The sequence below is a fragment of the Citrobacter braakii genome, assembly GCF_002075345.1.
Classification (GTDB): domain Bacteria; phylum Pseudomonadota; class Gammaproteobacteria; order Enterobacterales; family Enterobacteriaceae; genus Citrobacter; species Citrobacter braakii.
In genome coordinates this window covers 318,757-341,997 of the sequence record NZ_NAEW01000005.1, presented here as the reverse complement: position 1 = coordinate 341,997, position 23,241 = coordinate 318,757, and the positions used below count along the sequence as shown (strand labels likewise).

Genomic DNA, 23,241 nt, shown 5'->3' with positions numbered 1-23,241 from the left:
TCAGGCCGTCCCACATTACGCCAACTGACGCAGCATACGGCGCAATGGCTCCGCAGCACCCCACAGCAACTGGTCGCCCACGGTAAAGGCTGACAGGAACTCCGGTCCCATATTCAGCTTACGCAGACGGCCTACTGGCGTGGTCAGCGTGCCGGTAACGGCCGCAGGGGTTAACTCACGCATGGTGATATCCCGATCGTTTGGCACGACTTTGGCCCACGGATTGTGCGCTGCCAGCAGTTCTTCCACGGTCGGAATAGACACATCTTTTTTCAGTTTAATGGTGAACGCCTGGCTGTGGCAGCGCAGCGCACCTACGCGCACGCACAGACCATCAACCGGGATCACGGAAGAGGTGTTAAGAATTTTGTTGGTTTCAGCCTGTCCCTTCCACTCTTCGCGGCTCTGACCGTTATCAAGTTGTTTGTCGATCCACGGAATCAGGCTACCGGCCAACGGTACGCCAAAGTTGTCAACCGGCAGTTCACCGCTGCGGGACAGGGTCGTCACTTTACGTTCGATATCGAGAATAGCAGAGGAAGGGGTTGCCAGTTCATCGGCCACATGGCCATACAGATGACCCATCTGGGACAGCAGTTCGCGCATATGGCGCGCGCCGCCGCCGGAGGCCGCCTGATAGGTCGCCACGGAAACCCAGTCAACCAGGTCATTGGCAAACAGGCCACCGAGGGACATCAGCATCAGGCTAACGGTACAGTTACCGCCGACAAAGGTCTTAATACCTTTGTTCAGGCCGTCAGTGATGACATCCTGGTTAACCGGATCGAGAATGATGATGGCATCGTCTTTCATACGCAGCGAAGAGGCCGCGTCAATCCAGTAACCCTGCCAACCGCTTTCACGAAGCTTTGGATAGATTTCGTTGGTATAATCGCCGCCCTGACAGGTCACGATGATATCGAGCGCCTTCAGCGCATCCAGATCAAAAGCGTCCTGAAGCGTGCCGGTCGCGGTTCCACCGAATGTCGGTGCCGCCTGCCCGAGCTGGGAAGTAGAAAAGAAAACAGGGCGAATGGCGTCGAAGTCACGCTCCTCAACCATGCGTTGCATGAGAACAGAGCCGACCATACCGCGCCAGCCGATAAAACCAACATTTTTCATAGCATTTTTTTCCTGCAGAGATGTGTGCTGTGTATGCTAACCAGTATCCTACTGGCCTATCCTTCACCATACAAAAAGCAGCCAAAGTCGCAAGTGAAATTAATCAATGATAGCGAAGCCATCAGTAATGCGACTTATCTCGCTGCGCAAGCAAGCAGAAAGTCCGTGGTAATAGTAAGGGAATTTGAGTTATGAATGAAATTATTTCAGCGGCAGTTTTATTGATCCTTATTATGGACCCGCTCGGAAATCTGCCCATTTTCATGTCCGTATTGAAACATACCGAACCAAAACGCCGCCGCGCGATTATGATTCGCGAGCTGTTTATTGCGCTGTTGGTGATGCTGATATTCCTGTTTGCTGGCGAGAAAATACTGGCATTTCTTAACCTGCGCGCGGAAACCGTTTCGATCTCCGGGGGCATCATTTTGTTCCTGATCGCCATTAAGATGATTTTCCCCAGCGCCACCGGGAATAGCACCGGGCTTCCGGCAGGCGAAGAGCCGTTTATCGTGCCACTGGCGATCCCGCTGGTAGCCGGTCCGACAATCCTGGCTTCATTAATGCTGTTATCACATCAGTATCCGAACCAGATGGGGCATCTGGTGATTGCTCTGCTGATCGCCTGGGGTGGTACTTTTGTGATTTTGCTGCAGTCGTCGCTGTTTTTGCGTCTGCTGGGCGAGAAAGGGGTGAACGCACTGGAGCGCCTGATGGGGCTGATTCTGGTGATGATGGCTACCCAGATGTTCCTCGACGGCGTAAGGATGTGGATGAAGGGGTAATCTCTCCTTTTTGGCTCAGATAGCATGTTACCCGGAGAACAGTTCCGTTCACGTTATGCTCATTACTTCTCTGAGATCTCGTCACCAGTGAACGTGTTAAGGGGGCTACGCAGCCCCCTTAACAATCCAGGCTCTCCGGCACCGCTGTAATTTCAGGTATTCCTTACGCTTTTAACTCGCTGAAAAAACGTATTTTCATTTCTGCGAGGTGCCTTCCGGAATGCCCTCTTGTCAGCATCGCGGATTGGCATTATCTTCTCGCTGCACCTGCAAAATCAGGTGCCAGGATTGGTCCCCTGATTACCTCATTCGCGATAAAATTCACTTTTGTCGTGCGACCAGCTACACCTCAATGGTGGGCTGGACGGTGGCGTCGTAAGACGCGCCGGTATCCAATGAGGCCGGTAGGACCAACTCCGTTCAGCCCGCCACCAAAAGGTTGGTCCCTTAGGTGGCGGTAAAATTTGACTCATTGGAGGCTGCCCTATGGCGACTACCCCTCTCTTTTCACACTCTTTATTTACCCTGCCCTTTAGCCATGCCACGGATTTCACCGAACTGGCGGATAACTGCGAGCGTTTTGTCGAAGGGCTGGTTGAATGCCATGACCCGGTTGAAAAACTGGCGATTTGTGCACGTCTGTCGGCCTGTCTCGCGTTATTGCAACCGACTTTAACAGAGCCTGTACCGCAGCATCTACAGGCCAGTCTGACGGTAGAAACATTCCCGACCCGTTTTCCCCTTTTCGAGCCGGAACCAGACCAAATGGGGCGCTACTGTCAGTTATTAACGCACCTGCTGATGAGTAAAACGCTGTCTGACGAGATGGAACGAGTGACGGGTGACTTACTGCAGGATCTGGTGGGCTATTTCGCCGATACGCTAAAAGCGCCGCGCTGGCTGAAAACAGAAGAAGGGCTGGTCGTGCTATAAAAAAGCCGGGTAGCGCTTGCGCTTACCCGGCCTACGGTGTGGATGTGTGCTCGTTTCCAGGCCCGGTAAGCGCAAGCGCCACCGGGCAATACCATCAGCTCAACAGCTGAAAGGCAATCATACCGACAATCGCACCGACCGTGCCGAGGATGGTTTCCATCATCGTCCAGGTCTTCAGCGTTTGCGCTTCGGTCGCACCGGTAAATTTACCGAACAACCAGAAACCGGCGTCGTTAACGTGGCTGACCACGATAGAGCCGCCCGCGATACAGATAGACAGTGCCGCCATCTGGGCACCGGAGTAGTTCAACTGCTCAATCACCGGCATCACCAGACCGACCGCCGTTAAGCAGGCCACAGTCGCGGAACCCTGAATGATACGCACCGCCGCCGCCAGCACGAAGCAGGTGATGGCAATCGGCAAGCCCATACCGGTTAACGCTTCGCCCAGCGCCGGACCGACGCCAGAATCAACCAGAACCTGTTTGAACACACCGCCCGCACCAATCACCAGCAGAATAATCCCCGCCGGCTGCAGCGCATGACCACAGATCTCCATCACGCGGTCTTTTGGCATGCCCTGGCGCACCGCCAGACCGTAAATCGCCACCAGACAGGCAACCAGAATCGCGGTAAACGGGTGACCGATAAACTCGAACCATTCATAGGTTGTAGAACCAACCGGAACAAAGCGTGCGGCGATAGTTTTCAGTCCCACCAGCACCAGCGGCAGCAGGATAAGCGATAAGCTGAAGCCAAAGGACGGCATTTTGCCTTCGCCCAGATGCGGCTCGGAAATATCTTCCGGTACGTGCAGCTCGACGTAACGGCTGATGAAATTCCCCCACAGCGGCCCGGCGATAATCATGCCCGGAATCGCGGCACACAGGCCAATCAGGATCATCCAGCCAAAGTCGGCGTGCATCTGAGAGGCCAGCAGCATCGGCGCAGGCCCAGGCAGCAGGAATGCCGCAGCAGCCGCTACGCCCGCAAACAGCGGGATCACAAGCTTAACCAGGTTCGTCCCCGTATGGCGCGCCATTGAGAATGCCACGCTAATCAGCAGCACAATCGCCACCTCAAAGAACAGCGGCAGCGCGCAAATCAGACCGGCCAGGCCAATCGCATAATGTGCGCGGCTGTGACCGAAGGATTTCAGCATTTTGACGGCAATCTGATCGACAGCTCCGGTCTCATGCAAAATCTTGCCGAACATCGCCCCCAGCGCCACAACAATCGCCAGGAAACCGAGCGTGCCTCCCATCCCTTTTTCCATGGTCGCCGCGATTTTATCGAGCGGCATACCGGAAAAGAGACCTGCACCAATGGATACCACCATCAAAGCAACGAAGGCGTGCATACGCGCCTTCATCACTAAAAACAGCAGTAATAAAACAGACCCTACTGCTGTTAAAACAAGCGTTAATGTACTCACTACTTACTGCCCTGGTTAATAACCTCAATGGTGCTGGCGACCACACCGTCCAGTGGTTGATCGATATCGACCACCAGTACATCGTTTTCATTCGCACCCGGTTCTTCCAGCGCTTCAAACTGGGTCACCAGCATCTGCGTTTTGAAGAAGTGGCCTTTACGCGCTTTCAGGCGGCTTTCGATAACGTCAAAATCCCCTTTCAGATAGATGAAAGAGAGGTTCGGGTTACCGTCGCGTAGCTGGTCGCGGTAGACTTTTTTCAGGGCGGAACAGACGATCAGCGAAACCTTGTTGGTACGCTGCATCGCAAAGGCGGCGTCATTCAACGCCTGTAACCACGGTTTGCGGTCGTCATCGTTGAGTGGCTCACCAGAAGCCATTTTCATGATGTTGCTGCGCGGATGGAGAAAATCGCCATCAAGAAACGCGGCCTGCAGTTGATGCGCCACTTCGCTGGCGACAGCAGATTTACCGCTGCCCGATACGCCCATCAGAACGTAAACGTGGTGATCATGATTAGTCGTGCTCAAAGCGTTGCCCCCACTGGTACAAGAATCAGGAAATTGTTACGGGTAACTGTTATCGGTAACATTGTCCAGCCGGATAAATAGAGAAGCAATATCCATTCGTGCTCGAAGTGTATAAGTGTGAGCTACTTCAAACTTGTTGGCTTAAATAGATCCGCCCGGTGACAAGGTGAAACCTAAATCTAACATTTTAGGTGTGACGGCTTCACCGCGGATGCGCGCCAGCAGACGTTCTGCGCCAATGCTGCCCATGCGTTCACGCGGCGTGAGCACGCTCGCCAGACGCGGCTCCATCACCTGCCCGATGTCGTGACCGTGGAATCCGGCAATCGCCATGTCATCAGGGATTTTCAGCCCTAAACGCTGGCATTCGAAGGCCGCCCCTACCGCCAGGTCATCGTTGGTACAAAAGACACCATCAAGCTGCGGGTATTCACGCCGCGCCTGACGGATAAGTTCAATACCGGAGGAGTAGGAAGAGGACTGTTCCACCATCACGCTGTACGGCACCAGGTCGGCATCGCGCATTGCCTGCTCGTAGCCTCTCTGTTTGATGATAGTACGTTCATCAAGGCGTGCGCCAAGATAGGCAACATGACGGTGCCCGCGGGCGATGATAGCGGCTGTCATCTGACGCGCGGCTTCGAAGTTGTCGAAGCCCACGGCAATATCAAGGCATGGGGACTGGCTGTCCATCAGCTCAACCACCGGGATACCGGCAACCTCAATCATTTTCAGCGTACGGGGCGTATGGCTACGTTCGGTGAGGATCAGGCCATCAATATTCCACGACAGCATCGATTCCAGACGCTCTTGTTCCATCTCAGGCTTATAGCCGTAGTGCGCCAGCATGGTTTGATAACCATGAGCGTCAGTGACAGCCTCAATGCCGCGAAGCACTTCAGCAAAAACCTGGTTGGTGAGAGACGGTAACAGCACGCCGATAGCGCGGCTGGTGGCGTTAGAAAGGATATCAGGAGCGCGATTGGGAATATAACCCAGCTCATCAAGTGCAGCGGCAATTTTGCCCCGCAGCGCCACGGAGACCTGCTCCGGGTTACGCAAAAAGCGGCTGACCGTCATTTTGGTCACGCCCACGCGGTCGGCTACATCCTGAAGTACGGGTCTTTTCTTTTTCATCGTCCTGAAGCGTTAAAAAGGGATAGATTCCCCCAGTTTACCACGGACGTGCGTGAACCTTCGCAGAGAAAAAAAGGAGTTTTTTATTGTGAGAAATACACAAAATCATTCGAGTTGCATCAAGGCGGCGACGCAGTAAATCCCCGGGAGCGTACATTAAGTACGCGACCGGGGTGAGCGAGGAAAGCCAACACAGATGCAGCTTGAAGGATGCCGTGTATTTTTATACTGGCGGCAGATCAAACAACAACACTTCGCTGTCGCTGTCGGCATGAATAGAAATGGCCTGCTCATCCCAGATTGCCAGACCATCACTGGTGGTCGCTTTGGTCCCGTTAATTGTCACGTTACCTTTTACTACCTGGATCCAGACGCGGCGTTCAGCGGCAATCTGATGCACCGACTGCTCATCTTTGATCAGTGCCCAACGGTACAGTTCCATATCCTGGTACACTTTCAGCGAGCCATCACGGGCATCCGGCGACAGCACCAGTTGTTTACCCTGAGCGGCATCAAAACGGCGCTGCTCATAGCGTGGGGTAATACCGTTTTCCTGCGGCATGATCCAAATCTGATACAGATGCAGCTTCTCAGTATTGCTCGGGTTGTACTCCGAGTGACGGATCCCCGTCCCGGCGCTCATTATCTGGAACTCACCGGCCGGAACCTGCTCTTTGTTCCCCATGCTGTCCTGATGTTCCACCGCGCCTTCCAGCACGTAAGTCAGGATTTCCATGTCTTTATGGGGATGAGTACCAAAGCCCTGACCTGCGTCGATCACGTCATCGTTAATCACGCGCAGTGCCGAGAACCCCATAAAATTTGGATCATAGTAGTTGGCAAAAGAGAAGGTATGCCAGGAATCGAGCCAGCCATGATTAGCGTGGCCACGGTCATTAGCTTTGCGTAAGTAGATCATTGTGTTCACCCCCAGATGTTTTCGATGGAGTAAGTGTGGACTCAATCCGCCGGGGATCATAGAGGGTGAAAATTGACTCCTCTGTTCAAAAAAAATGAACAAGCCCAGAGGAGTCTGCGCAGGCTATTTGGCGAGAGTTATCGTCGCCGGAGAAGCCTGTTCAAAGGCGCGTTCGAGGAGTTCCAGATTGGTAAGAACTTCAGATTCCTTGACATAATTAGGCGTACCGGCTGTCAGCGTCTGGTAAAGCGCATCATAGACGCGACCATAGTCCCCCACTTCCGGCTGCACCTCTTCTTTTACCGTCAAGCCGTCATCGTTGACGTACTCCAGCATCCCAATGGAATCGTCAGCAGCGAAACCTGGCTCACCTGGCATGATATTGGCCTTCAGGCTGGTTTCCTGCTGGTCGATGCCGTACTTCACAAACGAGCCTTTGGTACCGTGAACGATAAACTTCGGATAGTCGATTTTCACCAAGTGACTGGTTTTAACAATGGCTTTCAGGGAGCCGTAGAACAGCTGTGCTTCAAAGGTATCATCCGGGTTCGCTTTGTTGCGCAGGCTGCGGATGTCATAGGCCACGCAATCGGGACGACCGAACAGCGAGATAATCTGATCCATGGTGTGTACGCCCAGACCATAGAATGCGCCGTCCTGCGGCAGTCCCGGCTTGGTTTCCGCCTCGGGGCGGTAGTAATCGAAATGGCTTTCAACCTCAACAATTTCGCCGAGCTTGCCGCTCTCAATCGCTTTTTTAGCGGTGAGGAAGCAGGAATCAAAACGACGGTTCTGATATGGCGTAACGGTCAGCCCTTTGCTTTGCGCCAGTTCGAACAGTGCTTTTGCTTGCGCAAGCGTCGGCGTGAAGGGTTTCTCAACCAACACGTTTTTACCCGCTTCCAGCGCGCGTTTGGCGTATTCAAAATGGCTGTCAGCATGGGTACAGACGATCACCAGCTTCACCTGCGGATCGTTTAAGATCTCGTCAAGGTCACTGGTGAAGTGAATATGTGAATATTGTGGCGCCTGCTCTTCCGGCTTGGCGTGGCGGCGAAAAATGTGCGCGACATGCCAGCTATTTTTGCGATTGAGGACGTACGGCAAATGGTAGCGAGTGGTGCTTTTACCAAAACCAATAAATGCGCAGTGTAAGGTCATGAGACGATCCTTTCGAAGGTGATTGTCTACACCATAGCGCAAAGCGGCTGGAGACTGAATGTTGGATTCTTTGCCGGATGGCGCTTGAACTGCACCACAGGGCGACAGGATCGGCCGTCGGCGTCGCAGGCAGTTTGTTCACGGCAAGCGCGCAGGGCCCGGAGCGTACTAAATGTACGTGAGGAGCACGAGCACTTCCCGAGGACGAAATGGCAAGTAAGCCAGGCAGACACAAAACCTCAAAAAAAAAGCCAGCAAAAGCTGGCTAAAGTAATACTGGAAGCAATGTGAGCAATGTCGTGCTTTCAGGTTCTCCGTAGGGGTTCCCCTGAACGCAGAGCAATAATAATCATTCTCATTCGCACTTGTCTACTTCTTTTTGCAAAAAAATGCAGTTGACGGAATTTTCTTTCTCAGCGAGTGTAAATACACAATTAACCCTGCTGGAGATAAGGAATGAGTGAGATAGTGATACGCCACGCTGAACCGAAAGATTACGACGCAATTCGTCAGATCCACGCCCAGCCGGAGGTGTACCACAACACGCTACAGGTTCCTCATCCTTCCCTCGAGATGTGGCAAGCGAGGCTAACCGAGCAAGCCGGGGTCAAACAACTGGTTGCCTGTATTGACGATATCGTCGTGGGGCATCTCTGTATTGAGGTCGCGCAACGCCCGCGTCGCAGCCACGTGGCTGATTTTGGTATCTGCGTGGATGCACGGTGGCACAATCGCGGCGTTGCCAGCGCGTTGATTCGCACGATGATCGACATGTGCGACAACTGGCTGCGCGTCGAGCGTATTGAGCTAACGGTATTTGTTGATAATGAGCCGGCCGTGGCGGTGTATAAGAAATACGGCTTTGAAATCGAAGGCACAGGTAAGAAATACGGCCTGCGCAACGGTGAATACGTTGATGCCTACTTTATGGCGCGTATGAAATAAAATTAAGGGCGAGTCTTATCGCCCTTCTTATTGAAAGGACGCAAGAGTGAAAAAGTACCTTCCCCTGGTGTTGCTGGCAGCACTCTCCCCTGCTTTCGCCACTACCGTACAAAATCTCGATTCCGTGCCCAGCGCTATTCAACACCCGGAAGGTAAACAGATTTTTGCTGAGCAAATGGCGGGAGCAACCCCTGCCAAAGGATTTGGCGAGCTTCCACAGGGATTATCTGAGAACGCGTGGATTGCCTGGGTTACGCCGAATGAAGATCCTGACAACCTGATCCTCACGGGTGCCAAAGCCTGGGGCAAAGACGGCAAATATATCGGTGTCGCCTGTTTCGCCGACAATCCGGCCGACGCCGGGCAGGCAAAGAAATACGCGGATAACAACTGTCCGGAAAACTACAGCAACGGGCGCGCCAATAAATTATATCTCGGCGTTTTTTCCTGGCAGAACCAACAGCTAACGCCGATTGCACGCTCGGAAAAGCCATTAAACCAACTCTCTGAGTGGAATAAAACCGCCGAAAAAGAGAGCGATGATGAGTCCGTCAGACCGTTGGCCTATTATACAAAACTGGATCTGGCACCGTACCGGATCGCACCCGATACGCTGGCGTTTGGGGTGCGCGGTGGATACTCTGAGGCGTATTCCGGCGGCGGCGCATTTTATGAAGTGCTGGAGCTCTATGCGATCAAAGACAACAGGATAATCAACGTGTATTCCGACCTTGTTTATCAATATACGGACATCGCCGGAGAGTGGAATAAAGACGGTACAAGACAGCACGACATCAGCGAAAGTAAATATATCCTCAAAATGCGTTCGGCAAAAACGCACGAGTTTTATGATTTAGAGCGCGTAAACCTGCAGGATAAAAGCAGCCAAATATTCCGCTGGTCTGAATCGCTGCAGCGATATGCGCCATTCATCATCGATAAAAGATAGCGGTGAAATCGTTGGTTTAGGCACTGCCTGGCCGCTGGAGAAATATTTACAAGGCTATGAAGAGAGCAAAACAACACGAAGGTAAGGTTACCTGGAGACAATGAATTATAATAACTGCCATTGGGCCTTCCAAACCGGCCCTCTTCCAGCGAAGAGGGCCATTATCCTCAGTAACCCGCCGTTAAATCATCCACGGAACGCGGGTCGGACGCGCCATACAGTGCGCCATCCGGTCCAACCATAATGCTCTGCGTGCTGCCCATCGCTTCTTTCAGCGCTACTTTCTGTCCTTTTTGCTCCAGCAGTTTGATTGTATCCGGGCTGAAGCCCTTCTCAATACGAAGCTCGTCCGGCAACCACTGATGATGGAAGCGTGGTGCGTTGGTCGCTTCGGCGACGTTCATCCCGAAATCAATGCTGTTGACCACCATTTGCAGCACAGTAGTGATAATTCGACTCCCGCCTGGGCTGCCGGTAACCAGCCAGGTTTTCCCATCTTTTACCACGATAGTCGGCGACATAGATGACAGCGGACGCTTCTTCGGTCCGACCGCGTTGGCATCGCCGCCTACCAGACCGTATACGTTCGGTACGCCCGGCTTGGCAGAGAAGTCGTCCATTTCATTATTGAGCAGAATGCCAGTGTTACCCGCCACAATACCGGTCCCGAAGGTGGTATTCAGGGTATAGGTCACCGCCACGGCATTGCCGTCTTTATCCACCACCGAGAAGTGAGTGGTCTGATTGCTTTCATACGGGGCGAGCTTGCCAGGTTTAATCTGGCTGGAAGGCTTAGCCTTGTTGATATCAATCTGATCGGCAAGCGTTTTAGCATAGGCTTTGTTGGTCAGTGCCTGCCATGGCACTTTCACAAAATCGGGATCGCCCAGATACTCCGAGCGGTCAGCGTAGGCATACTTCTCCGCTTCAGCCATGACCTGCATGGCGTCGGCGCTGCCAAACCCGTATTTCTTCATATCAAAGTTTTCAAGAATATTGAGGATCTGCACGATGTGAATACCGCCAGAGGACGGCGGCGGCATGGAGAAGACCTGATACCCGCGATAGTCACCGCTAATCGGCGTACGCTCCACGGCTTTATAGCTGGCTAAGTCCTCTTTGGTCATCAGCCCGCCGTTCTTCTGCATTTCCCCGGCGATCTGATCGGCAATAGCGCCTTTATAAAACGCATCAGGGCCGCTTTCGGCAATCATTTCCAGGCTTTTCGCCAGGTTCTTTTGCACCAGCTTATCGCCTTTTTTCAGCGGCTCACCGTCTTTCCAGAAAATGGCTTTGCTGTTCTCGTGATTAGGGAGCACTTCACTGCCATAGGTTTTCAGATCGTCGGCCAGTGCGTCATTAACCACAAAGCCCTCTTCCGCTAGCTTCATCGCCGGACGTACCACTTTGTTCAGCGGCATCGTGCCGTATTTCTCCAGCGCCAGCGAGAAACCCGCGACGGTACCCGGCGTACCGGATGCCAGATGCGAGGTCAGCGACTTTTTCGCATCGGCGTTGCCCTGCTCATCAAGGAACATGTCGCGGGTCGCGCCAGCAGGGGCCATTTCGCGAAAATCAATCGCTGTGGTGTTACCGTCTTTGGTACGCAGCAGCATAAAACCGCCACCGCCCAGATTGCCCGCCTGGGGATGCGTCACCGCCAGCGCGTAGCCAACGGCCACGGCGGCATCGACGGCATTCCCACCCTGTTTAAGAATATCCACCCCCACCTGAGTGGCAAGCGCATCCACGGAGGCCACCATCCCCTGCTGCGCACGCACGGGATGGAACACATCCTCCTCAACACCGTATGATACCGGCGGCGGTGCAGCCGGAGCGGCCGCAACGCTAAAACAACTTCCTGAGAGCAGAGCAGCAATGGCTACCCGGCGTAAAAACGTCGGTTTTATCATCGTTATTCTCCAGATGTATGGGGGTCAGCCCCCACTAAGCCTGGTGCATAACTCTGAAATAATCATCGTAACGGCGAGAAAGGAGTAAACTTAAGAGATCCCCGAGAGGAGAAAAGCGATGAAACGACTCTTACTTTTAGCCATGCTGTTGCCGTTTGCAGGCTTTGCACAGCCCATCAACACCATGAATAACCCGAATCAACCCGGTTATCAGATCCCGAGCCAGCAGCGTATGCAAACCCAAATGCAATCGCAGCAGATTCAGCAGAAAGGGATGCTCAATCAGCAGTTGCAAACACAGACGCGTATGCAACAACAGCATATGGAAAACCAAATCAATTCCAACTCCCAGCGCGTCCTTCAGTCTCAGCCTGGCGAGTTTAATTCCAGCCAGCAGCAAATGCTGCCCAACAGCAACGGTGGGATGTTAAGTGGAACCCGTAACCCGGACAGCTCGCTGAATAAGCAACATATGCTGTCGGAGAAAAAGAACGGCGACATGCTGAAGCCCTCCAGCACGCCGCAGCCTAACGTTCCGTTAAAAACAATTGGGCCTTAACAGGGCTGGAAATCCGGACCAATCATATCAATGGCATCGGTACAGATGCAGTCCACTCCCCAGCGTAGTAGCTCCGCCGCGCGCTGGGGTCGGTTGACGGTATACACCAGAATACGTAGTCCTGCGTCGCGCAGCGCATCCACGCGCGCTTCATCCAGCAGCTTGTGATTAAAATGAATAGAGACGCAACCCAGCCGCGTTGTCAGCTCACGCCAGTCCTCGCGCCACTCATCAAGCAGTAAGCCTCTCGGCAGTTCAGGCGCCGCCTGCTGCGCCGCTTCAAGCGCGTCAATTTCAAAGGATGACAACAGCGGTGGTGTCATTCCCGCCCACAGTTCCCGAGCGGCCAGCGCTACGGCTTTGCCGGTTAACGTTCCGGTGCCGGTGGTAGGTTTAATTTCAATATTCGCCATCATACCGTGCTGACGGCAGCGCTCGGCCACTTGCGAGAGCAGCGGTAGCGGTTCGCCTTTAAACTCACCGCTAAACCAGCCGCCGGCGTCCACGCGCAATAAATCCTGCCAGTTCAGCTCGCCTGCCACACCCCAACCATTGCTGGTGCGTTCCAGGTTGTCGTCATGCAGCAAGAAGATCTCACCGTCTTTCGACAATTTAGCGTCAAACTCAATCATGGTATGCCCGTATCGCGCCCCCATGTCGATCGCCGCCAGGGTGTTTTCCGGTGCCAGCTTACCGCCGCCGCGATGGGCGACGATATGGGGGTAAGGCCAGTTACTCATACGCGTTGTCCTGTTTCGCCATCAAAAAGATGCAGATGATTTTCTGGCAGATGCAGCCACAGCGTGCTGCCTGCCGTCGGGCGATGCTGATGCGCCAGTCGCACCACCAGCTTTTGCTCACCCCAACGTCCGTGTGCCAGGTTATCCGCTCCCAGCATTTCCAGCGTGTCGACGACCAACGGCACGCCGCCTTCGGCCTGCGAGCTTAGCGCAATATGCTCCGGGCGGATACCCAACGTCATGTTGCGCCCACCAGACTCCCTCGCGCTTCTGCCGAGGGGCAACGTCATGCCGTCATCCAGCTCAAAATGGGTGCCCGAGGCGCTGATGCGCCCGTCCAGCAGATTCATCGCCGGGCTGCCGATAAAACTCGCCACAAAGCGGCTGGCAGGCTTTTCATATACCTCAACCGGCGTGCCGATCTGCTCGGCAATGCCTTTGTTCATCACCATCACCCGCTGGGCGAGGGTCATCGCTTCAACCTGATCGTGCGTCACATACAGTGAGGTGGTTTTCAGTCGGCGATGCAGATGTTGTAACTCCAGACGCATCTGTACGCGCAGCTTGGCATCGAGGTTAGACAGCGGCTCATCAAACAGGAATACCGCTGGGTCACGGACAATCGCCCGCCCCATCGCCACACGCTGGCGCTGACCGCCAGAAAGCTCGCGCGGACGACGCTTGAGCAGTTCACCCAGCTCGAGAATTCGCGCCGCCTCTTTCACCCGTTCGGCAATATGCTCCTTGCCCATCCCGCGGATTTTCAGCCCCCAGGCCATATTTTCTTCCACGCTCATATGTGGGTAGAGCGCGTAGTTCTGAAAGACCATCGCAATGCCGCGATCCTTAGGCTCCATTTCGGTGACGCGTTTATTATCAATCCAGATATCGCCGCCGCTCACCCGTTCAAGCCCGGCCACCATCCGTAGCAGCGTTGACTTACCGCAGCCGGATGGGCCAACCATCACGATAAATTCTCCGTCCGCGACATCCAGCGTCAGCGGTTTAATCACCTGGGTTTTGCCGTCCCAGCTTTTGGTTACTGCCTGTAGTTTTAAACCAGCCATTTTTATTTCTCACTATCGACCAGGCCACGTACGAAGGCACGCTGCATGGCTAACACGATGATTACCGGAGGGATGAGCGTCAGCAGCATGGCTGCCATTACCTGATTCCACTGCGTGGTGCCTTCACCAGTAGCAATCATGCCTTTGATACCTGCCACCGCAGTGCCCAAATTGACATCGGTAATAATTAACAACGGCCACAGATACTGGTTCCAGCCGTAGATAAAGGTGATCACAAACAGCGCCGCCAGATTGGTTTTTGACAGCGGTAGTACAATATCGCGGAAAAAACGCATCGGTGACGCACCGTCAATACGCGCCGCCTCAACCAGTTCATCCGGCAGGGTCATAAAAAACTGCCGGAACAGGAACGTCGCAGTCGCCGATGCCATTAACGGCAGCGTCAGACCCGCATAGCTGTCGAGCATTTTCAGGTTGGCGATCACTTCCACCGTCGGGAAAATACGCACCTCGACCGGCAGCATCAGCGTGATAAAAATCATCCAGAAGAACAGGTTACGCAGTGGAAAGCGGAACCAGACGATGGCGAATGCGGAGAGCATAGAGACGGTGATTTTCCCTACTGTAATACTGAACGCCATGATGAAACTGTTGAGCATCATCAGCCAGAACGGCGCGCTGTTAACGCCCACGCCGTTGACCCAGATGTATTTCATGTTTTCCAGCAGTTGTGTGCCGGGAACCAGCGTCATCGGCGTTTCAAAGACTGCTTTGTTATCCAGCGTCGCCGCAACAAACGCGACGTACAGCGGAAACAGGATCACCATGATCCCCATAATCAACATGGCATGGCTGAATATTGTTAGCCCACGACGATTCTCAATCATTGGTAACGCACCTTACTTTCCACATAGCGGAACTGCACCACCGTCAAAATAATGACCAGGAACATCAGCACTACCGATTGGGCGGCCGAGGCGGAGAGATCCAGCCCGACAAAGCCTTCGCGATAGATCTTATAAATCAACGTAGTGGTCGCCTGTACCGGCCCACCCGCCGTAGCGGCATCGATCACCGGAAAGGTATCAAAGAAGGCATAAACCAGATTCACCACCAGCAGAAAGAAGCTGACCGGTGCAATCAGCGGCAGCGCCAGCTTAAAGAAGCGGCGAACCGGTCCCGCACCATCAATCGCGGCGGCTTCAATCAGCGACCGCGGAATAGACTGTAGTGCGGCAAAGAAGAATAGGAAGTTGTAACTAATCTGCTTCCAGACCGACGCAAACACCACCAGAAACATCGCCTGACCGCTGTTTTGCGCATGGTTCCAGTCATAGCCAAACTCACCGAGAAAATGGGTAATCAACCCGCGTCCTGGATTAAACAGGAAGATCCACAATACGGCGGCGACGGCGGGCGCGACGGCGTAAGGCAACAGCATCAGCGTCTGGTAAAAACGGCTGCCGCGCACCACGTAATTCACCAGCGCCGCAAAAAATAACGACACCAGCAAACCGCTTACCGTGACTAGCGTACTGAACTTTATGGTGGTCCAGAATGAATCAAGGTAGTACGGGTCATGAAACAGCGCGATAAAGTTTTCCAGTCCGACAAACTGGCTAGAAAGACCAAACGGATCAACGGATTGTAGTGAGTACCACAGCGCTTCACCGGCGGGCCAGATAAAGAAAATAACGGTGATAACCAGCTGCGGGGCCACCAGCAAATAGGGAAGCCAGCGCGAGCGGAACACCGGACGGGATGAAGACATGTAGGTTCTTTTCCTGGAAGGTGCCAGATTGCGGTGCAAACACCGTATCCGGCCTACAAACTACACGCATTTGTAGGCCGGGTAAGTCGCAGCCGCCACCCGGCATTTCACATTACGATTTAGTCGATTGCTCAAAGCGGCGCAGTAACTGATTGCCACGCTCAACGGCAGCATCCAGCGCCTGCTGCGGGGTTTTCTTCCCGGTCCAGACGCTTTCCAGTTCTTCATCTACGATGGTGCGGATCTGCGGCATGTTGCCCAGACGCAGCCCTTTGGTGAACGGCAACGGTGGCTTGTTCAGCATCTGGCGGGTGGCGATATCAGCCCCAGGGTTCTTATCATAGAAGCCCTGCTCGCGGGTCAAGTCGTACGCGGCGGTTGTAATGGGTAGGTAGCCGGTCTTCTGGTGCCATTCGGCAGCAATTTCAGGCTTCGCCAGGAAGTTGAGGAACTGCGCCACGCCTTCGTAGGTTGCTTTGTCTTTACCCTGCATCACCCACAGGCTGGCTCCCCCGATAATCGCGTTCTGCGGCGCGCCCTTCACATAGGCATCGTACGGCATCATGCCGACGCCATAGTTGAATTTGGCGTAGTGGCGGATGTCAGCCAGAGAACCGGAAGAGGCAGTGGTAATGGCACAATCCCCGTTATAGAACTTCTCGGTAGACTCGTCTTTACGCCCGAAGTAGCTGAAATCCCCTTTTTTGTTCAACTCTTCCAGCAGGGCGATATGTTTCACCTGTTCCGGTTTATTGAATTCCAGCACCGCGTCAGTACCGTCAAAGCCGTTGTTTTTGGTGGCCACCGGCAGACCATTCCAGGCGCTGAAGTTTTCAATCTGAATCCATCCCTGCCAGCCGCTGGCGTAGCCGCACTTCATGCCTGCTGCTTTCAGCTTCGCGGTGTATTCCGCCAGATCCTGCCAGGTTTTTGGCGGCTGCTCAGGGTCTAAACCGGCTTTTTTGAAGGCATCTTTGTTGTAGTACAGCACCGGCGTGGAGCTGTTAAACGGCTGGGAGAGTAAGTGTCCGCTTTTAGAGTCGGTGTAATAACCGGAAACCGTCGGCACGAACTGAGACTCATCGAAGTTAATACCAGCCTCTTTGAATACTTCATAGACCGGTTTAATGGCTTTCGAGGCCATCATCGTTGCCGTGCCCACTTCATAAACCTGCAGTAGCGCAGGTGCGTTTCCGGTACGGAAAGCCGCAATACCTGCGCTCAGGCTCTGCTCGTAGTTGCCTTTGTACTGCGGAACAATTTTGTAGTCGGGATTGGCGGCATTAAAACGTTGCGCCAGTGAATCAACTTCTTTACCCAGTTCACCTTCCATTGAGTGCCAGAACGGGATAGTGGTGACGGCCAGAGCCTGACCTGCAAACGCCAGGCTAAGTGCCAGTCCTAAAGCTGTATGTCGTAACGATATCATCGGTTATCTCTCTTGTTGTGCCGGATGCGCGATATCACGCGTTTTATGCTCGCGGGGGTAACATGACATGCTCGAATGACAGAAAAATAACTTTTTTATTACAAAAAAAAGATAGTAAGGCGACAAACAGATGGCAAGGCGGTGAAAGCGTAGTGACAGGAAAATGCGGGGTGGTGCACAACAAAGCCGGGTAGCGCTATGTCTTACCCGGCCAGGATGACGTTATCTGTTGCAGCCAGCAAAGAACATTAATCTTTACGCCAGCGTCGTTCATATTCATTCTGTAAACGCTGCTGTTCCCGCCGCTCACGTTCGCGCTGAATATCCGATTTCTCATCTTCCCAGCCCGGGCAGACAGAGGAGGTGAACACTTCACAGGGCGAGCTGGACTGCGCTAACGAGTTGTCCGGTTTCTCTTCCCAGATTGAAGGGTCGCGCGGGTCGAACGCTGGCGGTGTTAAGGCCAGGGTATTTGATGAAAGCGTCCAAAACAAACCGCCAATCATCATGCAGATACCGGAACGTATCATCCTTTCTCCATGTTCACTTTTATTATTGATAACTATTCTCAATAATAACATAGAGCAATAAAAAGGGGCCATATCAGGCCCCCTTGTCCATTCAGAGAATGTTAACCGCCCAGATACGCGCTGCGCACTGCTTCGTTAGCCAGTAACGCATCACCAGTGTCTTCCAACACCACATGACCGTTTTCCAGCACGTAGCCGCGATCGGCGAGCTTCAGCGCCTGGTTAGCGTTCTGTTCGACGAGGAAGATTGTCATCCCCTGCTCGCGCAGTTGTTCGATGGTGTTGAAGATCTGCTGGATGATAATCGGCGCCAGACCCAGCGACGGCTCATCAAGCAGCAGCAGCCGCGGCTGACTCATCAGCGCACGGCCTATCGCCAGCATCTGCTGTTCACCGCCGGACATCGTGCCCGCACGCTGAATTCGACGTTCATGCAGGCGGGGAAACAGGTCATACACCCACTTGATGCGTTCCTGAAACTGGTCCTTTTCGGCAAAGAAGCCGCCCATCGCCAGGTTCTCTTCCACCGTCATGCGGGAAAACACGCGACGCCCTTCCGGAACAATCGCTACCGCTTCGCGCATGATTTTCGCCGTCTGCCAGTCGGTAATGTCTTTACCATCAAAGACAATTCGCCCACTTGTCGCTCGCGGATCGCCGCACAGCGTACCAAGCAGCGTGGTTTTTCCCGCGCCGTTGGCGCCGATAAGCGTCACGATTTCACCTTGATTGATATACAAGCTGACGTCGTGCAGCGCCTGTATCTTGCCGTAGTGGGCGCTGACTTTGTCAAAGGACAACATGACTTTTTCCATATTATGCGTCACCACCATTATGCTTCACCTAAATAGGCGCGGATCACATCCGGGTTGTTACGAATCTGTTCCGGCGTCCCGTTCGCCAGCGGCGTGCCCTGATTCACCACGTAAATACGGTCGGAAATACCCATCACCAGCTTCATGTCGTGCTCAATCAACAAAATGGTGGTGTTGTGATGGTTACGCAGTTCAGCAATCAGCTCGTCCAGCTCTTTGGTCTCTTTCGGGTTGAGGCCTGCGGCGGGTTCGTCGAGCATCAGGATTTCCGGCTGGGTCACCATGCAACGTGCAATCTCCAGACGGCGCTGGTCGCCGTAGGCCAGGTTACTGGCCTGACGGTTGGCGTGCTCCAGCAAACCAATACGCTCCAGCCAGGTGGCGGCGCGATCCAACGCTTCACTCTGCGCGCGACGGAACGACGGGGTTTTCAACAGGCCGGAGAAGACGCCGGTTTTCAGCTGCTGATGTTGCGCCACCAGCAGGTTTTCAATCACCGTCATCTCGCGAAACAGACGCACGTGCTGGAAAGTACGCACCACACCCATCCGCGCAATTTGCTGACCCGGCAGCCCTTCCAGATGCTGGTCGCGCAGCTTAATCGTCCCACCCGTCGGCTTATAAAAACCGGTCAGGCAGTTAAAGACCGTGGTTTTTCCCGCACCGTTTGGCCCGATTAACGAGACGATCTCCTGTGGTCTCAGCTCCAGTTCAACGTTGTTTACCGCCAGCAGACCGCCGAAGCGCATCATCAGGCCGTTGACGGATAATAATGGCTGACTCATGCCTGCTCTCCTTTTGCTTCCCCGTTTTTCAGCTTCAACTGCGGACGGGTCATCGGCAACAAGCCCTGCGGACGCCAGATCATCATCAGTACCATTAAACCACCCAGCATTAACATGCTGTATTCATTGAAATCACGCATCAGCTCGCGTGACACCACCAGCAGGATGGCCGCGAGGATCACTGCAAACTGTGAGCCCATCCCGCCCAGTACCACAATCGCCAGCACAAAGGCCGACTCGGCAAAGGTGAAGGATTCCGGGCTGACAAAACCCTGACGCGCGGCAAACAACGTACCGGCAAAACCGGCGAACGCGGCGCTGATGGTAAAGGCGGTCAGCTTGATGCGCGTAGGGTTTAAGCCCAACGAGCGACAGGCTATTTCATCTTCGCGCAGCGCTTCCCACGCACGACCCAACGGCATACGCAGCAGACGGTTGATGACAAACAGCGAGAAGACCACCAGCAGCAGCGCCACCAGATAGAGGAAAATAACGCGGTCAGAGGGATCGTACTTCACGTTAAAGAAGTTGCTGAAGGTATCCCAGCCACCTTCACGGGCAGTACGGCTGAACTCCAGACCGAAAAAGGTCGGTTTCGGGATCTGGCTGATACCGTTCGGGCCACCGGTCACTTCGGTGTTGTTGAGCAGCAGGATACGGACGATTTCGCCGAAGCCTAAAGTCACAATCGCCAGATAGTCACCGCGCAGGCGCAGTACCGGGAAGCCGAGCATAAAGCCCGCAGCAGCGGAAACCAGCCCCGCCAGCGGCAGACAGGTCCAGAAGCCGAGTCCGTAATAGTGGTTCAGCAGCGCGAAGGTGTAAGCACCGATGGCATAGAAGCCGCCGTAGCCCAGCACCAGCAGACCGGAAAGCCCCACCACCACGTTTAAGCCGAGGCCGAGGATGATATAAATCATCGTCAACGTGGCAATATCAACCGTACCGCGCGACACCATAAACGGCCACGCCACGGCAATCACCAGCAGCGCGACCAGGAACAGCTTCTGTTTAACGGTGGAGCCATCAATCGCCGGCAGAATAAACTTCGGTCCAGAGACGCTCTTCAGGCCCTTCTGGAAAGCTGGACGCAACAGTTGGAAGAGAAAAACCACGCCAGTGCCGATAAACACCCACTGCCAGCGGATATCCGCGGCGCTATCCACCACCAGTTTGGTGCCGTCAAGCTCCAACTGGACGCCCATAAAGACGCCCGCCAGGATGAAGAACATAGCGGCAGAGAGCAGCGCCATTGCAAAATGCATCGGTTTCATACTTTCTCTACCTCCGGGCGACCCAGAATACCGGTCGGCATCACCAGCAGCACCAGAATCAGCAGCGCGAATGAAACCACGTCTTTGTATTCGGTACTCAGATAAGCAGAGGAGAGCGCTTCCGCGACACCCAGAATCAGACCGCCGATCATCGCCCCAGGAATGCTGCCGATGCCGCCCAGTACCGCCGCGGTAAAGGCTTTCATCCCGGCCATAAAGCCGATATAGGGGTTAATTACGCCGTAGAACTGGCCGAGCAGTACGCCCGCTACCGCCGCCATTGCCGCGCCAATCACAAAGGTCAGTGCAATCACGCGATCGGTATTTATGCCGAGCAGGCTGGCCATTTTCAGGTCTTCCGCGCAGGCACGGCAGGCACGGCCCATACGGGAGTAACGGATAAACAGCGTCAGCGCCAGCATCGCCAGGAAGGTTACAATCCAGATAACCAACTGCATGGTGGTGATGGAAGCAGAGAAGTTTTCGCTACTGCCGACGGTCCACTGGCCGTTAAACAGGCTGGGCAGCGCCACATCGCGCGAACCTTCCGTCAGGCTGACGTAGTTTTGCAGGAAGATGGACATCCCGATAGCGGAAATCAGCGCGATCAGGCGCTTAGAGCTGCGCACGGGCCGATACGCTACGCGTTCAATGCTCCAGCCGTAGGCGCTGGCAATCACAATCGCGCCGACAAAGCCCGCCGCGACCAGTAGCCAGCTGGAATCAATACCCATCATCATTAGCGCAGCGATGATCATAAAGGAGATATAGCTGCCGATCATATACACCTCGCCATGGGCGAAGTTGATCATGCCGATAATGCCGTACACCATCGTGTAACCGATAGCGATCAGCGCGTAGGTGCTTCCCAGCGTGACGCCGTTAAACATCTGCTGCAAGAAATAGAGGAACTGCTCGGACATAAGGTAACCTTTCTTAACCCGCCCGTTTTGCACGGGCGGTGGGATAACTCGTCTTCAGCTATTACTTCGCGACGGTCGATGATCCGTCCGCGTGCCACTGGAAGACACCAAACTCAAATCCCTTCAAATCGCCTTTTTCGTCCCATTTCAGCGGCCCAATCACGGTGTCAGCCCCGTGTGCTTTCAGATCTTTCACCAGCTCCAACGGCTCTTTGCTACCGCTGCGATCCATTGCTGTCGCCAATGACTGGACGGCTGCATAAGTGATCCACACGTACGGTCCGGTTGGATCTTTCTTGTCAGCTTTGAGCGCATCGACGATAGCTTTATTCGCCGGATCCTGGTCATAGCGTTTTGGCATGGTCACCAGCATGCCTTCAGCGGCATCACCGGCAATGTTAGACAGCGACGCATTGCCCACACCCTCAGGTCCCATAAACTGGGTATTCAGCCCGACGGAGCGAGCCTGGCGCAGCATTTGTCCCATTTCCGGGTAGTAGCCGCCGTAATAAACAAAATCGATATTTTCTTTTTTCAGGCGGGCGATCAGCGCAGAAAAATCTTTTTCCCCGGCAGTGATCCCGTCAAAGAAGACGATATTGGCTTTGCCCGCTTTCAGGCTCTCCTGCACTGAACGCGCCAGGCCTTCACCGTATTGCTGTTTATCGTGAATGATGGCGATGCGTTGCGGCTTCACCTTCTCCAGAATGTATTTCGCGGCGGTCGGCCCCTGAGAGGAGTCCAGGCCCGCTGTACGCATAATGTGTGCGTAACCGCGCTGGGTCAGTTCCGGGTTGGTCGCGCCCGGGGAAATCATCAGAATGCCTTCGTCTTCATAGATATCTGATGCGGGCTGCGTGGAAGATGAGCACAGATGACCAATAACGTACTGAATGCCGTCATTGACGATTTTGTTCGCTACCGCAACGGCCTGTTTCGGATCGCAGGCGTCGTCATATTCGACGGCAACCAGTTTGTCGCCTTTGACCCCGCCTTTGGCATTGATATCTTTAATGGCCTGACGTGCGCCATTAAATTCCATATCACCCCACTGCGCGACCGGACCTGACATCGCCCCGACAACAGCGACCTTGATATCCTCCGCCATGGCCGCGTGTGACATTGCCAGTGCTATCACCCCTGCGATGATTGTTTTCGCATTCCGTTTCATTTTCCTGAATCCCCATTCGTGATGATGTATATATTTTGTATTTATGTGGTTAAAAAGCAGACTGTGCTTTTTTTGAACTGTACTATTTTTACCAGTCTCGTTAATGGTTTAGCGCAGTTTTTTAAGCAAATTACGGCTAAAATCTCTATTTTTCAGTCGATTAAGAAAAGATAATATTCTGCTTTTCACTATAGATAAACAAAAAAAAGTGCATTTGTCAGCATAAAATAACGGCACAAAGAGCGGAATAAAATGCTGCATTCCAGGGTATTATCCTGCCTGTTTTTCAATCTCTACTGTTTCAATCTGTCATTGTCGTTGTTACAAAACTATTAACCTGGTTAATCGCATTAAAAAGAGAAAGCATCCGGGCGAATTATTTCGGTA

General features: G+C 53.8%; 22 protein-coding genes and 2 pseudogenes. 6 read left to right on the top strand and 18 right to left on the bottom strand.

Annotated features, from left to right (window positions below; translation table 11 throughout):
- Positions 1–15 precede the first annotated feature (15 nt).
- Positions 16–1,122, bottom strand: a complete 1,107-nt coding sequence (gene asd, locus BZK42_RS13730; protein ID WP_016157652.1) for an aspartate-semialdehyde dehydrogenase — start codon at positions 1,120–1,122, stop codon at positions 16–18.
- A 191-nt stretch (positions 1,123–1,313) separates the two neighbouring features.
- Here asd and yhgN point away from each other — a divergent pair, with 191 nt between their 5' ends.
- Positions 1,314–1,907: an NAAT family transporter YhgN gene (yhgN, locus tag BZK42_RS13725; RefSeq protein ID WP_003023480.1), complete on the top strand. Its 594-nt coding sequence runs from the start codon at positions 1,314–1,316 to the stop codon at positions 1,905–1,907.
- A gap of 486 nt (positions 1,908–2,393) precedes the next feature.
- Positions 2,394–2,840, top strand: coding sequence for a hypothetical protein (locus BZK42_RS13720; protein ID WP_080859328.1), 447 nt, complete (start codon positions 2,394–2,396; stop codon positions 2,838–2,840).
- A 94-nt stretch (positions 2,841–2,934) separates the two neighbouring features.
- Here BZK42_RS13720 and gntU read toward each other — a convergent pair whose 3' ends face one another.
- The 5 genes from gntU to BZK42_RS13695 all read right to left on the bottom strand — a co-directional run bounded on the left by gntU (position 2,935) and on the right by BZK42_RS13695 (position 8,022).
- Positions 2,935–4,275 (bottom strand): gluconate transporter, encoded by a 1,341-nt coding sequence (gene gntU / locus BZK42_RS13715; RefSeq protein ID WP_016154820.1) that lies wholly within the window; start codon positions 4,273–4,275, stop codon positions 2,935–2,937.
- Positions 4,275–4,805, bottom strand: coding sequence for a gluconokinase (gntK, locus tag BZK42_RS13710; protein WP_003023475.1), 531 nt, complete (start codon positions 4,803–4,805; stop codon positions 4,275–4,277). The genes gntU and gntK overlap by 1 nt, the downstream gene beginning before the upstream one ends.
- 141 nt (positions 4,806–4,946) lie before the next feature.
- Positions 4,947–5,942 carry a gluconate operon transcriptional repressor GntR gene (gene gntR / locus BZK42_RS13705; protein ID WP_016157654.1) on the bottom strand — a complete coding sequence of 332 codons (996 nt, stop codon included), beginning with the start codon at positions 5,940–5,942 and terminating at the stop codon, positions 4,947–4,949.
- 223 nt (positions 5,943–6,165) lie between these two features.
- On the bottom strand, positions 6,166–6,861 hold the full coding sequence (yhhW, locus tag BZK42_RS13700; RefSeq protein WP_016154822.1) for a quercetin 2,3-dioxygenase: 696 nt from the start codon (positions 6,859–6,861) through the stop codon (positions 6,166–6,168).
- Positions 6,862–6,984: 123 nt separating this feature from the next.
- Entirely contained in the window at positions 6,985–8,022 is a 1,038-nt protein-coding gene (locus BZK42_RS13695; RefSeq protein WP_046274517.1) for an oxidoreductase, read from the bottom strand.
- 456 nt (positions 8,023–8,478) lie between these two features.
- On the opposite strand from BZK42_RS13695, the gene yhhY reads away from it, so the two are divergent.
- The 3 genes and pseudogenes from yhhY to BZK42_RS29295 form a co-directional block, all read left to right on the top strand.
- Positions 8,479–8,967 carry an N-acetyltransferase gene (gene yhhY / locus BZK42_RS13690; RefSeq protein ID WP_016154824.1) on the top strand — a complete coding sequence of 163 codons (489 nt, stop codon included), beginning with the start codon at positions 8,479–8,481 and terminating at the stop codon, positions 8,965–8,967.
- 46 nt (positions 8,968–9,013) lie between these two features.
- Positions 9,014–9,895 (top strand): annotated as a pseudogene (locus tag BZK42_RS29585) (hypothetical protein); the annotation flags it as partial.
- A pseudogene (locus BZK42_RS29295) lies at positions 9,890–10,001 on the top strand (hypothetical protein); the annotation flags it as partial. The pseudogenes BZK42_RS29585 and BZK42_RS29295, both read left to right, overlap by 6 nt.
- Before the next feature lie 82 nt (positions 10,002–10,083).
- On the opposite strand, the gene ggt reads toward BZK42_RS29295, so the two are convergent.
- Positions 10,084–11,829 (bottom strand): gamma-glutamyltransferase, encoded by a 1,746-nt coding sequence (ggt, locus tag BZK42_RS13680; RefSeq protein WP_046274514.1) that lies wholly within the window; start codon positions 11,827–11,829, stop codon positions 10,084–10,086.
- A gap of 118 nt (positions 11,830–11,947) precedes the next feature.
- On the opposite strand from ggt, the gene BZK42_RS13675 reads away from it, so the two are divergent.
- Entirely contained in the window at positions 11,948–12,388 is a 441-nt protein-coding gene (locus BZK42_RS13675; RefSeq protein ID WP_016157658.1) for a DUF2756 family protein, read from the top strand.
- On the opposite strand, the gene ugpQ is transcribed toward BZK42_RS13675, so the two are convergent.
- The 11 genes from ugpQ to livK form a co-directional block, all read right to left on the bottom strand.
- The gene (gene ugpQ, locus BZK42_RS13670; protein WP_047415936.1) at positions 12,385–13,128 is read right to left on the bottom strand and encodes a glycerophosphodiester phosphodiesterase; all 744 of its coding nucleotides are present in this window, start codon (positions 13,126–13,128) and stop codon (positions 12,385–12,387) included. The genes BZK42_RS13675 and ugpQ overlap by 4 nt on opposite strands.
- Positions 13,125–14,195, bottom strand: a complete 1,071-nt coding sequence (locus tag BZK42_RS13665; protein ID WP_016154829.1) for a sn-glycerol-3-phosphate import ATP-binding protein UgpC — start codon at positions 14,193–14,195, stop codon at positions 13,125–13,127. Before BZK42_RS13665 ends, ugpQ begins: the two co-directional genes overlap by 4 nt.
- 2 nt (positions 14,196–14,197) lie before the next feature.
- Complete coding sequence (ugpE, locus tag BZK42_RS13660) at positions 14,198–15,043, bottom strand: sn-glycerol-3-phosphate ABC transporter permease UgpE (RefSeq protein WP_003023450.1); 846 nt, start codon at positions 15,041–15,043, stop codon at positions 14,198–14,200.
- Complete coding sequence (gene ugpA / locus BZK42_RS13655) at positions 15,040–15,927, bottom strand: sn-glycerol-3-phosphate ABC transporter permease UgpA (protein ID WP_016154830.1); 888 nt, start codon at positions 15,925–15,927, stop codon at positions 15,040–15,042. The genes ugpE and ugpA overlap by 4 nt, the downstream gene beginning before the upstream one ends.
- A gap of 112 nt (positions 15,928–16,039) precedes the next feature.
- Positions 16,040–17,356: a sn-glycerol-3-phosphate ABC transporter substrate-binding protein UgpB gene (gene ugpB / locus BZK42_RS13650; protein WP_080859326.1), complete on the bottom strand. Its 1,317-nt coding sequence runs from the start codon at positions 17,354–17,356 to the stop codon at positions 16,040–16,042.
- Between the two features lie 248 nt (positions 17,357–17,604).
- The gene (locus BZK42_RS13645; protein WP_016157661.1) at positions 17,605–17,886 is read right to left on the bottom strand and encodes a hypothetical protein; all 282 of its coding nucleotides are present in this window, start codon (positions 17,884–17,886) and stop codon (positions 17,605–17,607) included.
- A 101-nt stretch (positions 17,887–17,987) separates the two neighbouring features.
- Positions 17,988–18,701 (bottom strand): high-affinity branched-chain amino acid ABC transporter ATP-binding protein LivF, encoded by a 714-nt coding sequence (gene livF, locus BZK42_RS13640; protein ID WP_085951092.1) that lies wholly within the window; start codon positions 18,699–18,701, stop codon positions 17,988–17,990.
- 17 nt (positions 18,702–18,718) lie between these two features.
- Positions 18,719–19,486, bottom strand: coding sequence for a high-affinity branched-chain amino acid ABC transporter ATP-binding protein LivG (gene livG, locus BZK42_RS13635; protein WP_003023438.1), 768 nt, complete (start codon positions 19,484–19,486; stop codon positions 18,719–18,721).
- Positions 19,483–20,760 (bottom strand): branched chain amino acid ABC transporter permease LivM, encoded by a 1,278-nt coding sequence (gene livM / locus BZK42_RS13630; protein ID WP_016157662.1) that lies wholly within the window; start codon positions 20,758–20,760, stop codon positions 19,483–19,485. Before livM ends, livG begins: the two co-directional genes overlap by 4 nt.
- Positions 20,757–21,683 (bottom strand): high-affinity branched-chain amino acid ABC transporter permease LivH, encoded by a 927-nt coding sequence (gene livH / locus BZK42_RS13625; protein WP_080859325.1) that lies wholly within the window; start codon positions 21,681–21,683, stop codon positions 20,757–20,759. The genes livM and livH overlap by 4 nt, the downstream gene beginning before the upstream one ends.
- Positions 21,684–21,744: 61 nt before the next feature.
- A complete protein-coding gene (livK, locus tag BZK42_RS13620; RefSeq protein ID WP_080859324.1) occupies positions 21,745–22,854 on the bottom strand; it encodes a high-affinity branched-chain amino acid ABC transporter substrate-binding protein LivK in 1,110 nt (369 codons plus the stop codon).
- Positions 22,855–23,241: the final 387 nt, after the last annotated feature.